The following is a 12,189-nucleotide window of genomic DNA, read 5'->3' as shown; positions in this document are numbered from 1 at the left end:
GGGGTGGCAGGCGAAGCCTGACGGGGTGGTTTCAGTGAGAAAAACAAAACGCTACATGTCCTTGCCCTACAACCAGAATCTGAAAGAGCGCGCGAGGGAATTACGCAAAGCCGGTCTTCTGCACGAAGCCTTGCTGTGGAATCAACTCAAGCGGAAAAGCTTCAGAGGGCTGGACTTCGATCGACAGAAAATCATCGGCAACTACATTGTGGATTTTTTCTGTGCAGAAAAGGGTGTTGTGATTGAGGCCGACGGAGCCTCCCACGACGGGAAAGATGTTCATGATGCACAACGAGACGATTACCTAAGAGCTCTGGGGCTCACAGTCATCCGCATTTCGGCCAAAGATATTCTTCAGGATATGGAAGGGGTGCTGGAGCTATTGGGGCACAACGAGACGCTGGTGGGGGAGGCTGAACCACCCCGCCCTTCGGGCACCCCTCCGACGGAGGGGAATTGGGAAGCCGTCGTCGATGAATGACGGGGTGCTATGCAGTGGAGCTAGATGGTGTTCATCCCTAGTTCCCCTCCGGTGGAGGGGTGGCGGGCGAAGCCTGACGGGGTGGTTTCTTGGGGAAGCACCAGGCGCTGCATGTCCTTTGCTTTTAACGAAGCGCTGGTGGGGGAGGTTGGACCACCCCGCCCTTCGGGCACCCCTCCGACGGAGGGGAATTGGTAAGCCGTCGTCGATGAATGACGGGGTGCTATTCAGTGGAGCCAGATGGCATTCGAACCTAATTCCCCTTCGACGGACGGGAATTGGTGAGCCGCATCCAGCTTGCAATGAGTGCCCTTTGCCGGCAGCAGAAGTACCAAGCTGGAGCTTGGTGATCCCTGGGGAAATGGCTTTTCTGGGGTGCGGATCTCCAGCTCGGTCTTCTCGCTCTCGATGAACGCCGCAACTGACTTGCCACTGAGGAAGGTTCCGAAGAATGCTAAAGTACTTTTTATTATCTAATATTAGTACTATAGTTGAATTGCTTTCTGACCGCCCAGCGAGATGAGGTTTAATGTCGCATAAGATGCATATGGGTCGTGCATGATTGCGCGAGGTTTCAAAGGTCTAATTTTGCTTGCCCCCGCACAGAACTGGCGGTGCTTCTATTTCTATGCTCAATACCTCTTTCCCTCCCTGGCCCTGTTTTACTGAAGAAGAAGCCACAGCTGTGCAGAAGGTGCTGCTGTCAAATAAAGTAAATTACTGGACGGGGCAAGAATGCCGGGAGTTTGAGAAAGAATTTGCCGCCTGGGCGGGCACGCAGCACGCGGTGGCAGTAGCCAACGGAACGCTGGCGCTGGATGTGGCCCTGAAGGCGCTGGGCATTGGCCCGGGCGATGAGGTGGTAGTTACACCCCGCAGCTTTATTGCCAGCGTGTCATGCGTGGTTAATGCGGGTGCCACGCCAGTGTTCGCTGATGTAGACCCCGACAGCGGCAACCTTTCGGCTAACACCATTGCGAAGGTGCTCACCCCGCGCACACGTGCCGTGATCGTGGTGCATTTGGCAGGCTGGCCGTGCGATATGGATCCGATCATGACTCTGGCGGCTCAGCATGATCTGAAAATCATAGAAGACTGCGCCCAGGCCAATGGGGCTACCTACAAGGGACGCAGCGTGGGCAGCGTTGGCCATGTTGGCGCCTGGAGCTTCTGCCAAGACAAAATCATGACCACTGGCGGCGAGGGCGGCATGGTTACCACCAATGATGAGGCTCTTTGGCGCGCCATGTGGGAATATAAAGACCACGGTAAGAGCTACGCTGCCGTTTACGAGCGCGAGCACCCCCCGGGGTTTCGCTGGCTGCACGAGAGCTTTGGTACCAACTGGCGCATGCTGGAAATTCAGGCCGCCATTGGCCGCCTGCAGCTTGGCCGCCTGCCAGACTGGACGGCAGTGCGCACGCGCTATGGCGAAGCCATATGGGCCACATGCCGGCAGTTTGACGCGCTGCGCGTACCCGATCTGCCGGCTGGCACGCAGCATGCACATTACAAGTGCTACGTTTATGTTCGGCCAGAACGGCTGGCACCGGGCTGGGATCGTGATCGCATCGTGGCCGAGATCAATGCGCTTGGCGTGCCGTGCTTTCAGGGCTCGTGCTCAGAGATTTATCTTGAAAAAGCCTTTGAAGGCACGCCTTGGCGGCCAGCGGAGCGGTTGCCGGTTGCGCGGGAACTGGGTGACACCAGCTTGATGTTTTTGGTGCACCCCACGCTGAATGAGGCCGCGATTGATCAGACATGTACCGCTATTGCAACAGTAATGTCACGAGCAACGGCAAGTGCTGTGGTATAGTCAAATTACGTATAGGCCTGCAATTGGTTTAAGTAAACATTTAGGGTTAATTCTTCTAGTGCGTTCGGGCCAGTTTGCAAACATCAGAATCGAATAAAGGGCATCTCATGAAAAAACTCGTATTCTTCGCTCTCGCCAGCACTCTGGCCTTCGGCGCAGTCGCGCAAGAAAAACAGGAGTCCGTGGGTGTTCTTTCGGGTGTTAAAGGTGCTGTCACAGTATCTAGCGCGCAGGCTGTCAAGCGTGCCGTTAACGGCATGTCTGTGCCAGACGGCGCTTCCATTCTGGTTTCCAGCAAAGGCGCAGCTACGCTGTCGCTGAATAATGGTTGCACCATTGCGCTCAAGGGTAGCGAATTTGTGCAGGTAGACGCCAGCTACAAGTGCGAGCAAATTCAGGCCGCAGTGCAGCCGGTTTTCTCTGATTACAAAGTTGCGCAGGCCCCCATGGGCGGCGGCATTGCTCCTCCTCAGCAAGATTCGGGTAGTCGAGCCGGCTTCTTTGCCTCTGGCGGTGCTGGCTTCATCGTTCCGGCGGTTTTTGGTGTGGCCGCTCTGGCCGACTGGAACCGCGGCGACAGCAATCGCGTTTCCGGCCAGTAAGGCGGGAGCCTTCAGCTTTGCGTTTCAGAGCCTCCAGCAAGTTTAAGTCTTGAGCAGAAACAGGCGTCAAAGCACCACCACAGAAACCAGCTGGGATTCCCGGCTGGTTTTTTTGTTGCTGGGCGCCATGCTGCTGCTGGCTCCTGTAGTGCGTGGCGGCAATCGAGAGGTGGCTCTTTCGGCGCTGCTGGCCTTTGGGCTGGCATTGCTGGCGGTGCTCTTGGCCCAGGTGTTCGGGCGCTGGTCCGTGCGCTGGGTGCCTTTGGGGGCAGGGGCTACGCAAGACCAGCAGGGGGCCGTTGGGCAGCCTGTGTGGTGGTGGGCCGCAGTGGCCGTGGTGGCCACCAGCCCATTGTGGGTGGGCTTGCTGCAGCTGGTGCCAGTTCCGGTTGAATGGTGGGCGAGCTTGCCGGGGCGTGATGCCTACATACCCGCCATGCAAGCGGCGGGGGTGGCTGTTCCAGAGCGGTTGCCGCTCTCGCTGAACCCGCAGGCAAGCTGGTCGGCATTGTGGTCCAGTGTGCCTTTGGTGGCTGTCTTTCTGGTGGCGCTCAGGCTGCCTCATGCGTTTATAGACAAGCTGATCACGGTGTTGCTGGTGGCGGGCTTGATGCAGGTGGTGCTGTCGCTGTTTCAGTTTGCCTCGGGCAGGCAATCACCTTTGTATTTTGGTCTGCCGGGGAACGGCTTTATTGGCAGCTTTGCCAACCGCAACCATTTGGCAGATTTTTTGGCCATGATGGTGCCGCTGTGGTTTTATGCGTGGCTGCGTTTGCAGCGCATGCCAGATGGCCATGGCTTACGCGGCCGTGCAGTCAGGCGGCCGTTGTGGCTGTTTTTTGGGTTCAGCTTTTTGGTGGTGATCCTCAGCACGCAGTCGCGTGGGGGGATTATGGCGACGACGATGGTGTTGCTGTTGTCGGCGCTTTTGCTGGGCTGGGTTGTGCATAGCAAACTGGCCCGTTGGCAACGGTGGGGCTTGGCTGGTTTGTTCGTGCTTTTTGTGGTGCTGGCGGTGTCCTTGATCGACGTTCAAGGTCTCATGAACCGGGTGCAGCATGGGCGTTTGCAGTCTGATGCCGAAGTGCGCCAAACGCTTGCATTAGCCACCTGGGATGCTGCCCGGGCCTTTTGGCCTTGGGGTAGTGGTATGGGCAGTTTTGAGTCTGTGTTTCCGCGCTTTCAGCCGGCATTTGCTCCGGGCTACGTGAACCATGCCCACAATGATTACCCGCAATTGTTAATGGAAATGGGCGCGCCGGCCTTGTTGCTGGCGGGCTTGTTGTTGGTGCTTGTGGTACGGCAGTTGTGGATACTGGCCAAGGCATGGCGTAGCAGCAAGCGCTTGTCTTCCGAGTTAGCGGTGCGCTGCTTTGCGGGGTTGGGTGCGTTGGCGTTGTTGTTGCACAGCTGGGTGGAGTTCAACATGCACATTCCGGCGCTGGCCATTACCGCCAGCTTTCTGGTTGGGGTGTTTTTGCGGCCTGTTTCGCGGGATTGATTGACGGGCTTGCTGGAGCTTCGGCGCTGTTTGTTGGGCTTCGCTTTGCTCAGCGCCAACCTACCGGATTTCGATGGCTTCGGACGGTTGCGCGGCGGACTGGTTTTAGGCGCGGCGCTGCAGGGGTTGCTGCCCTAGCGCGGCTATTCCTTGCACCACATCACCAATGATGATGACAGAGGGGCTGGCCAGTTGTTCGCGGGTTATGGTGGCATGTAGCTCGCCCAGGGTGGTAACCGCATGGCGTTGCTTTGGCTGGCTGGCATGCTGTATGACGACGGCGGGAGTGGTGGCGGGCAGGGCGTGCAATAGTTCGGTCTGTATGTGCTCGGCTCCGCGCATGCCCATGTAGATGACCAGCGTGAGTTTGCCATCGCGCGCGGTGGCCGCGATTTGACGCCAGTCGGTGGTGCCTCTGCCAGGTTTGGCGTGGCCTGTCAGAAAAATGACACCATGCGCATGGTCTCGGTGGGTGAGGGGGGCGCCCAAGGAGGTTATGCCGGCCAGGCCTGCGGTGATACCGTTGATGACCTGGGCGTCGATGCCGGCAGATCGCAAGTGTTCCAATTCTTCTCCGCCACGGCCAAAAATGAAAGGGTCGCCTCCTTTAAGGCGCACCACTTGCTCGCCCTCGCGCACGGCTTGCAGCATGAGGCGCTCAATGAAGGCCTGCGGCGTGCTTTTGCATCCGCCGCGCTTGCCGACGTAGACCACGCGGGCAGTGGGAGGGGCATAGGCCACAATGGCGTCACTGACCAAGTCGTCCACGAAAAGTACCGTGGCCGACTGAATGGCCTTGAGTGCCTTCAGCGTAAGAAGCTCCGGGTCTCCGGGGCCAGCGCCTACGAGTGTGCAAGTTCCTGAAGCTTTGGTCATGTCTACGGTGTGTGGGCAAGTTTGCGTTTCGACTGAGTTCGATTCGCGTCTGGGCTCTATTGTTTCCTATTTTTTAGCACAATTAGTTATAAGCCGATTTTGATGATGCCTTTCCGGACGACTCTTCCTTTTGTTTGTGCACCCTCGTCGCCATCAGCAGGAGAATGGATTTCTGCGCTGCAGGACGCCATGCCTGATGAGAGGGTGGTTTTGCTTTCTGAGCTTGACGCAGCAGCCCGTGCGATGTGCGACGTGGCCATAGTGGCCAATCCGCTGCCGGATGATCTTCGGCAATTGCCTAATCTGAAGTGGGTGCACAGTGTGTGGGCAGGGGTGGAGCGCATGATGGCAGACCTTCGCGATTCAGATCTGAAAATTGTGCGGCTGGTTGACCCGCAGCTGGCTGAAACCATGGCAGAAGCTGTGCTGGCCTGGGTGCTTTACCTGCACCGGGATATGCCACGTTATGCCAGGCAGCAAGCCGCCCGGCAATGGCTTGCGCACGACTATGTGCGCGCGGAGGGTAAGACGGTTTCTTTGCTGGGGCTTGGTGCGATGGGCGCTGCGGCGGCACGCAGGCTGCGCGCAGCCGGGTTCAAGGTGTGTGGCTGGAGCCGTACCCGCAAGCTTTTGCCTGACGTGGCGTGCTATGCGGGCGATGAAGAGTTGCACGACATGCTGGGTCGAACCGATATTCTTGTGTGTCTGCTGCCGCTTACGCCAGAAACCAGGGGTATTGTGGGTGCGAAGGCATTCTCAGCCCTGCCTGAGGGAGCGTCCCTCGTGAATTTTGCCAGAGGCCCGATTGTGGACGATCAGGCTCTTCGCGCTGCGCTGGATAACGGTCGCTTGTTGCATGCCGTGCTGGATGTATTTGAGCATGAGCCGTTGCCGGAGGATGCCTGGCAGTGGGTGCATCCGCGTGTGACAGTGCTGCCGCATGTTTCTGCGCCTACTGACTATAGAACTGCATCGGCGATTGTGGCTTCAAATATTGCACGCTATAGGGCAGAAGGTGTTTTGCCGGAGACGGTGGATCGGCAGCTAGGGTATTGAGGGTTTGAGACGAAGCAACCGGCGTGTCTGGTGGGGCGCGGGGCAACCACCCCGCCCTTCGGGCACCCCTCCACTGGAGGGGAATTGGTACGCTGCAGTCGATGTCTGACGGGGTGGTGTTCGGTGGTGCCAGATGGCATTCGATCCTAATTCCCCTCCGGTGGAGGACTGGCAGGCAACTCGGCGTGAAAGGCGCCACCCTTGCGCCCATCCCAATTCCCCTCCGGTGGAGGGGTGGCAGGCGAAGCCTGACGGGGTGGTTTCTATCCGCCTCAGCCGCGCATTCTCCACTAGAGGAGACTAGGACCGGATAGGGCGATGCAATAAACTTCGCCGCGCCATGCCTCCACCACTTTCCGATGGAGCGGCACCCTCACCAGTTAGTTGTTGTGCGCGCATTCATTGATTTCATTTCACCAGAGGAGGGTGCCCCTCCGCTGCGGGCTTCCTTTGAAGCACCCATTCAAGTGCTCTCCGCCTCGGAACCTGCGCAGGTCAGAGGTGTTCTGAAGTCCGTGCAAGAGCACGCGAATGCGGGGCGCTGGTGCATAGGGTTTCTCAGTTATGAGGCGGCCATGGCGTTCGATGCGGCGTTTGCGGTGCATCCCTGCGCATCGGACACACTGGCATGGTTTGCTGTGTTTGAGACATCTGGCCCGTGGCCGGAAGAACCTGGTAAGGCCGCTGAACCCGCAGAGATCGAGTGGCATAGTCCTTTGAAGGCCGATGAGGCTCGCGCCGCTATTGAGGATATTCACCGCAAGATCTCGGCGGGAGAGGTCTACCAGATCAACCATACGGCCCGCATGCTTGGCAAACTGCGCGCTGGCAGTTCGCGCACTTTGTTCGATGCCATGCAACGGGCACAGCCCGGCACCTATGCTGCCTATATTGACACGGGCGAGAGACAGGTGCTTTCGGTTTCGCCGGAGCTGTTCTTCGATTGGCGACCGGACGCCAATGGCCGCGGCCCCATTCTGACGCGGCCCATGAAGGGCACATGCGCGCGTGGTGCCACTCCTGAAGAGGATGAGGCGAATGCCCACCGTCTGCGTACCAGTGCCAAGGAGCGCGCGGAGAACGTCATGATCGTGGATTTGATCCGCAATGATCTTTCCCGAATTGCCGAACTGCACAGCGTGAAGGCGCCTCGCCTGTTTCATACCGAGGCATTGCCTACCCTGTGGTCCATGACCACGGATGTGGTTGGACAGACGCGGGCAGGTACAACGCTTGCCGATGTGTTTGGCGCTCTTTTTCCTTGCGGCTCTGTAACGGGGGCGCCGAAGGTGCAAGCCATGCGCATCATCCGGCAATTAGAGCCGGACCCACGTGGTGTTTATTGTGGTGCGGTAGGGGTAGTGCGGCCAGGCGGTGCTGCCACGTTCAACGTGGCGATTCGTACCGTGGAAGTTTGCGGCCAGGAGGTGCGTTGCGGCATTGGCAGCGGGATCACGATTGACGCCAGCGTTTGCGGGGAGTGGGCCGAATGGCGACACAAGGCGGCATTCGTGCAGCGCGCCAGTGCACCATTTTCATTGCTGGAGACCCTGCGTATTGAGAACGGTGTGGCTCGCCATGCCGAGGCGCATCTTGCGCGTATGGCTGCCAGTGCAGCCCACTTTGGCTTTAGGTGGGACGCCGCGGCAACCAACCGCGCGTTGGCGGAACTGGCCGCCGCTCACCCGCAGGGCGTTCGCCGGGCGCGCGTGTTGTTGCATTCTGATGGCCGCATCGAGACGGAAGCGCCTGCCATGCAGGACGTGATGGGCCCGGTGCAGGTGCGCCTGGCTCACGGCCCTTTACTGCAAGCACAGAGCGAGTTCGTGCGCCACAAGACCACGCGCCGTGCACACTACGACGCCTGGGCGCCTGAGCAGGGGTTTTTTGACACGCTCCTGTGGAACGAGGCGGGGGAGGTGACAGAGTTCACGCGCGGCAACGTCGCCGTCAAGTTGAACGGGCGTTGGCTGACACCGCCGTTGCCCTGCGGGCTGCTCCCCGGAGTAGGCCGCGCCATGGCTTTGAGATCTGGGCGGGTTGAAGAGGGTGTGGTGCGCGTGGAAGATTTGGCACGGGCCGAGGGTATTGCGTTTATTAACAGCCTGAGAGGGTGGTTGGAGGTGATTGAATCGCATTTGCCTTAAGTAAGTGCCGTTCGGATGAAGGCCCCCTACAACCGCGCCAACCGATCCAGGGCTGCACGCAGGGTCTCGTCTTTCTTGGCGAAGCAGAAGCGGATGACCTTTTGATCAAATCCGTTGCCATAGAACGCTGACAAAGGTATGGCAGCAACGCCGACTTCACGGGTAAGCCATTGGCAAAACTCTGCTTCTGGCAAGTCGCGCTCGGGCACGGCCAAATCAGCCATGGATACACACTGAAAATAGGTGCCTTCACAAGGCAATAGCCTGAATTTCGTCTGCGCCAGGCCTGCCCGGAACAGGTCTCGCTTGGCGGCATAGAAGGCAGGCAGATTCAGGTAAGGCGCAGGGCTCTGCATGTAGGTGGCCAACCCATGCTGCATGGGGGTGTTGACCGTGAATACATTGAACTGATGCACCTTGCGGAATTCAGCCGTTAAAGCAGCAGGGGCGGCCACGTAACCGACCTTCCAGCCCGTGACATGGTAGGTTTTGCCAAAGCTGCTGATGATGAATGCCCTGGCCGCCAAGCCAGGGTAACGCGCCACGCTTTCATGCTGCAGCGGGGCATACACCATGTGCTCGTATACCTCGTCGCTGATTAGCAGCACGTTGGTGGGCGCGAGCAGCTCTTCAAGACGGCGCATGTCCTGCGGTGACCATACGGTACCGCTAGGGTTGTGCGGCGTGTTGATGATGATGGCGCGGGTTCTGGGCGAAAGGGCTGCGGCAATCTTGTCAAAATCCGGGCGGAAGGTGCCGGGGGTGAGGGGAACAGCCACCGCCTTGGCGCCGGTAAGCTCGATGTTCGGAACATAGCTGTCATAGCAGGGCTCCAGAACGATCACTTCGTCGCCCGGGCCGGTGCAGCAGAGAATGGCCGTCAAAATGGCCTGGGTGGCGCCGGCAGTGACCGTGATTTCTGCCGCCGCATCGTAGGAGCGGCCGTAGAGTGCCGATATTTTGGAGGCTATGGCCTCGCGCAGTGGCGCCACGCCCGTCATGGGCGGGTACTGGTTCAAACCTTCCCGCATGGCGGCGGACACGGCGTCTACCAACTGCGGATCACAATCAAAATCAGGAAACCCCTGGCCCAGGTTCACTGCCTTATGTTCTGCGGCCAAGGCCGACATGACGCTGAAAATAGTGGTGCCGACATTCGGCAGGCGCGAGGGAAAGGTGGGTGTCTTGGGAGTCATGGGGCGGGGCAAAAGTTTGCAGCCAGAGTCTCAACCTGCAACCGGTTTGCGGTTACAGCTCATAGTCGTTAACGTGGCCGTTCATGGCCTTGGTGATCAAATCACGATCAAGCCGGTCAGAAAGCAGGCTGGCGAAGTGGTAGACAAAATGGCGCAGATATGCACCTCGCTTGAGCGCGATGCGGGCTACGTTCTGGCCGAGCAGCTGCCCGAGAGGACGCGTCACCAGATCAGGATCGGAGTCGCCCTTCACGGCCATTTCCGCCACGATGCCAATGCCCAGACCCAGGCGCACATAGGTCTTGATGACGTCGGAATCAATGGCTTCCAGGGCGATGCGCGGCTCCAGATGGCGTTGCGCGAACGCGCTGTCGATTCTTGTCCGCCCGGTAAATGACGGGTGGTAGGTGATCAAGGGCTCGGTCGCGATGTCTTCCAGCGTCAGGCGTTCTTTCTTTGCCAGCGGGTGGGCTACGGGCAGCACCAAGACGTGTTGCCACTCATAGCAGGGCAAGGTGACGAGCTCAGGATACTTTGAGAGCGATTCGGTGGCCATGCCGATCTCGGCAGTTTCCTCGATCACCATGCGCGCGACCTGGTCGGGTGAGCCCTGGTGCAGGCTGATGTTGACCTTGGGGTAGCTTTCACGCAGCTTGGCCACAGGCACGGGCAGCACGTACCGCGCCTGGGTGTGGGTGGTGGCAATGGACAGAGTTCCACTGTCTTGCGCACTATATTGTTCGCCGATGCGTTTGAGGTTTCCTACCTCGCGCATGATGATGGCAATGCTTTCCAGCACATGCTGGCCCGGCTCGGTGACGCGTTTCAGTCGCTTGCCATGGCGGGTGAAAATCTCGATGCCAAGCTCTTCTTCGAGCTCGATGATCGCCTTGGATACCCCTGGCTGCGAGGTGTGCAGCGCCTTGGCCGCCTCGGTCAGGTTCAGGTTACGGCGCACGGCCTCCTGGACGAAGCGGAATTGATGTAGATTCATGGGGCTTGGAATATAGAAGCCCCTTATTATGCGATATTGATCTATGTTCCGAGCGCTGCCAGCGTCATGGCCTCCAGAACGGCTGGGTGTTCTCCTATGGCGGGGCGCAGCGAAAATGTGATGTCAGGGTAGCGGGAGCGCAAGTCTGTTACCAAGCGGGGGAGGTCTTCTCGCGCATGCCGGCCTGTTCCCAGGAACATGGGCCAGATGGTGATGGTGCGCACGCCCTGTGCTTGCATGTCTGTCACGCAGGTGGGCAGGTCGGGTTGGGTGAGTTCCAGGTAGGCGCACGTTATGAGCACGCCGGGTGCAATTTCACGCATGCGAGTGGCAATGGCCTCAATGGGGGCGCGCCACGCGGGGTCGCGCGAGCCATGGGCAAACAAGACGATGCCGTTCATTGCCGTACCACCAGCCAGCGGAATGCGCCCAGGGAGAGCAGAGAATACAAAATGCCTGGCGCCGCGGCAGCGACCCAGGGTTCCCAGTTGCGCAGATTGCCTATAAAGCCGAATACGTTGTTCAGCAGGAAGAAGCTGATGCCCGCCAACACGCCCAGGAACACAAAGCCGGCAATATTGCCGGAACGAAAATGCAGGTAGGCAAACGGCAGCGCGAGCACCATCATGACCAGGCAGCTCAAGGGGTAGAACACCTTTCGCCAGAATTCAATTTCGTAGCGCTGCGCACTCTGGCCGTTGGCATCAAGGTGTCTGATGTATTGAAATAGATCGACGGTTTGCATGCGGTCCGGGCTCAAGAGGGCAGCCGCCACCATGTCGATCGTCAGCTGCGTGGGCCAAGTCAGTTCCGGGGGCTGGGCGCGGCGTATCAGAGAGTAACCTCCGCCTTCTGCCGTGCGCGGCGTCACCTCGAAATCTGAACGTTGAACGTTTTGCAGGATCCAGGCGTCTTGTGCAAAGATGGCGTTTTCTGCCTTGGTGCTAGACAACAGGCGCCCTTCGGTGTCGAACTCAAAAATGCGCACGTTGCTCATGCTGCCCAAGGGAGAGAGCGCGCCAACGTTGACCGAGTAACTGCGCTCTTGTTGCCGGTCCTTCAGCCAGGCGCCTGTTTGGCCTTTGGTCAATTCCCCTGAAAAGCGCGCTTTCAGAACCTGCGCGGTGCGGTTGGCTGCGGGCGCCAGGTAGTCGCCACAAATGAAGGTCAGGATGACAAAACCTACCCCGAGGGTGAGTAGTGTGGTCAATGCGCGGCCAGGGCCCAGGCCGCTTGTTCGCAAAATGGTGAACTCGGAACTCTCCGCCATCCGAGCCATGACGTAGATGGTGCCGATCAGTGCGGCGATGGGCAGCAGCTCGTAAAGGTGCGCGGGAACCAGCAAAAAGACGTAGAGCAGGGCCTGCGGCAGTGTGTAGCCTTGGCCACCGAAACGCCTCAAGGCCTGCAGTTCGTCTACAAAATCGAAGAAGAAGAACAGCAGCAGAAAGGCGAGGGTGACAAAACCCACCGAACGTAGGATTTCGCCGTAAATGAGACGTCGGATGGTGGTCATGGTT

11 protein-coding genes are annotated in these 12,189 nt (G+C 58.9%); 6 read left to right on the top strand and 5 right to left on the bottom strand.

The features are described 5' to 3' along the window. The first annotated feature begins 55 nt into the window (after positions 1–55). The 4 genes from AAAK34_RS14650 (at position 56) to AAAK34_RS14635 (ending at position 4,400) form a co-directional block, all read left to right on the top strand. The gene (locus AAAK34_RS14650; RefSeq protein ID WP_431777430.1) at positions 56–481 is read left to right on the top strand and encodes an endonuclease domain-containing protein; all 426 of its coding nucleotides are present in this window, start codon (positions 56–58) and stop codon (positions 479–481) included. Between the two features lie 628 nt (positions 482–1,109). Beyond that, entirely contained in the window at positions 1,110–2,297 is a 1,188-nt protein-coding gene (locus AAAK34_RS14645; protein WP_231697465.1) for a DegT/DnrJ/EryC1/StrS family aminotransferase, read from the top strand. A 107-nt stretch (positions 2,298–2,404) separates the two neighbouring features. Continuing rightward, a complete protein-coding gene (locus AAAK34_RS14640; RefSeq protein ID WP_431777429.1) occupies positions 2,405–2,899 on the top strand; it encodes a hypothetical protein in 495 nt (164 codons plus the stop codon). Positions 2,900–2,948: 49 nt separating this feature from the next. Next, complete coding sequence (locus tag AAAK34_RS14635) at positions 2,949–4,400, top strand: O-antigen ligase family protein (protein WP_431777428.1); 1,452 nt, start codon at positions 2,949–2,951, stop codon at positions 4,398–4,400. A gap of 105 nt (positions 4,401–4,505) precedes the next feature. Here AAAK34_RS14635 and cobA read toward each other — a convergent pair whose 3' ends face one another. Further along, positions 4,506–5,276 (bottom strand): uroporphyrinogen-III C-methyltransferase, encoded by a 771-nt coding sequence (cobA, locus tag AAAK34_RS14630; RefSeq protein WP_231697462.1) that lies wholly within the window; start codon positions 5,274–5,276, stop codon positions 4,506–4,508. A 105-nt stretch (positions 5,277–5,381) separates the two neighbouring features. Between cobA and AAAK34_RS14625 the strand changes: the two genes are divergently transcribed. Both AAAK34_RS14625 and AAAK34_RS14620 read left to right on the top strand, forming a co-directional pair. Further along, the gene (locus AAAK34_RS14625; RefSeq protein WP_231697497.1) at positions 5,382–6,332 is read left to right on the top strand and encodes a 2-hydroxyacid dehydrogenase; all 951 of its coding nucleotides are present in this window, start codon (positions 5,382–5,384) and stop codon (positions 6,330–6,332) included. 359 nt (positions 6,333–6,691) lie between these two features. After that, positions 6,692–8,479 (top strand): chorismate-binding protein, encoded by a 1,788-nt coding sequence (locus tag AAAK34_RS14620; protein ID WP_231697461.1) that lies wholly within the window; start codon positions 6,692–6,694, stop codon positions 8,477–8,479. A gap of 26 nt (positions 8,480–8,505) precedes the next feature. Here the strand turns inward: AAAK34_RS14620 and AAAK34_RS14615 are convergent, their stop codons facing one another. From AAAK34_RS14615 to lptG, 4 genes are read right to left on the bottom strand one after another with little or no spacing between them, the layout of a single operon-like run. Next, on the bottom strand, positions 8,506–9,675 hold the full coding sequence (locus AAAK34_RS14615; protein WP_231697460.1) for a pyridoxal phosphate-dependent aminotransferase: 1,170 nt from the start codon (positions 9,673–9,675) through the stop codon (positions 8,506–8,508). A gap of 52 nt (positions 9,676–9,727) precedes the next feature. Further along, a complete protein-coding gene (locus tag AAAK34_RS14610) occupies positions 9,728–10,669 on the bottom strand; it encodes a CysB family HTH-type transcriptional regulator (RefSeq protein ID WP_231697459.1) in 942 nt (313 codons plus the stop codon). 41 nt (positions 10,670–10,710) lie between these two features. Continuing rightward, positions 10,711–11,070, bottom strand: a complete 360-nt coding sequence (locus AAAK34_RS14605; protein ID WP_231697458.1) for a sirohydrochlorin chelatase — start codon at positions 11,068–11,070, stop codon at positions 10,711–10,713. Next, positions 11,067–12,185 (bottom strand): LPS export ABC transporter permease LptG, encoded by a 1,119-nt coding sequence (gene lptG / locus AAAK34_RS14600; protein WP_231697457.1) that lies wholly within the window; start codon positions 12,183–12,185, stop codon positions 11,067–11,069. Before lptG ends, AAAK34_RS14605 begins: the two co-directional genes overlap by 4 nt. Between the last annotated feature and the right edge of the window lie 4 nt (positions 12,186–12,189).

Source organism: Ottowia caeni (genome assembly GCF_050821495.1).
Lineage (GTDB): Bacteria > Pseudomonadota > Gammaproteobacteria > Burkholderiales > Burkholderiaceae_C > Ottowia > Ottowia caeni.
This window is presented reverse-complemented; position numbering and strand designations above follow the sequence as displayed.

Excerpts from the sequence above, each read along its gene's own strand:
- AAAK34_RS14645 (WP_231697465.1), top strand. The coding sequence starts at position 1,110 with ATGCTCAATACCTCTTTCCCTCCCTGGCCCTGTTTTACTGAAGAAGAA.
- AAAK34_RS14605 (WP_231697458.1), bottom strand. The coding sequence starts at position 11,070 with ATGAACGGCATCGTCTTGTTTGCCCATGGCTCGCGCGACCCCGCGTGG.
- AAAK34_RS14615 (WP_231697460.1), bottom strand. The coding sequence starts at position 9,675 with ATGACTCCCAAGACACCCACCTTTCCCTCGCGCCTGCCGAATGTCGGC.
- AAAK34_RS14610 (WP_231697459.1), bottom strand. The coding sequence starts at position 10,669 with ATGAATCTACATCAATTCCGCTTCGTCCAGGAGGCCGTGCGCCGTAAC.
- lptG (WP_231697457.1), bottom strand. The coding sequence starts at position 12,185 with ATGACCACCATCCGACGTCTCATTTACGGCGAAATCCTACGTTCGGTG.
- cobA (WP_231697462.1), bottom strand. The coding sequence starts at position 5,276 with ATGACCAAAGCTTCAGGAACTTGCACACTCGTAGGCGCTGGCCCCGGA.
- AAAK34_RS14620 (WP_231697461.1), top strand. The coding sequence starts at position 6,692 with ATGGAGCGGCACCCTCACCAGTTAGTTGTTGTGCGCGCATTCATTGAT.
- AAAK34_RS14625 (WP_231697497.1), top strand. The coding sequence starts at position 5,382 with ATGCCTTTCCGGACGACTCTTCCTTTTGTTTGTGCACCCTCGTCGCCA.
- AAAK34_RS14650 (WP_431777430.1), top strand. The coding sequence starts at position 56 with ATGTCCTTGCCCTACAACCAGAATCTGAAAGAGCGCGCGAGGGAATTA.
- AAAK34_RS14640 (WP_431777429.1), top strand. The coding sequence starts at position 2,405 with ATGAAAAAACTCGTATTCTTCGCTCTCGCCAGCACTCTGGCCTTCGGC.